This is a genomic window from Metabacillus indicus LMG 22858 (assembly GCF_000708755.2).
Classification (GTDB): domain Bacteria; phylum Bacillota; class Bacilli; order Bacillales; family Bacillaceae; genus Bacillus_P; species Bacillus_P indicus.
Genome location: NZ_JGVU02000016.1, coordinates 1 through 465 on the forward strand (window position 1 = coordinate 1; position 465 = coordinate 465).

Genomic DNA, 465 nt, shown 5'->3' on the forward strand with positions numbered 1-465 from the left:
TTTGTTTAGTTTTGAGAGAACTTTGTTCTCCATTTAAATAGGAAGTTTACTTTACAAGTAAGCGAGAACGTCATGCGCGTGCTTTTTTGTTCGTCGCAATCGTCTCTTTTATCCTTATATGAGATGGGCCTATAGCTCAGCTGGTTAGAGCGCACGCCTGATAAGCGTGAGGTCGATGGTTCGAGTCCATTTAGGCCCACCATCTCTTTAATACGGGGCCTTAGCTCAGCTGGGAGAGCGCCTGCCTTGCACGCAGGAGGTCAGCGGTTCGATCCCGCTAGGCTCCACCTAGAAAGTTGTTCTTTGAAAACTGGATAACGTAATTGATAACAAGTAATTCACTGAGATTTACGCTTACCATAGTGATTTTCTTAGACTTTACAGTCTAAACAAACGATTGACCAATTTTGGTTAAGTTATGAAGGGCGCACGGTGGATGCCTTGGCACTAGGAGCCGATGAAGGA

The 465-nt window shown here is 44.9% G+C and carries 2 tRNA genes; both read left to right on the plus strand.

From position 1 onward, the window contains the following. Positions 1-125 precede the first annotated feature (125 nt). Positions 126-202 (plus strand) — tRNA-Ile (locus AZ46_RS19665). A gap of 12 nt (positions 203-214) precedes the next feature. Continuing rightward, positions 215-287, plus strand: a tRNA-Ala gene (locus tag AZ46_RS19670). The last annotated feature ends 178 nt before the right edge of the window (positions 288-465 follow it).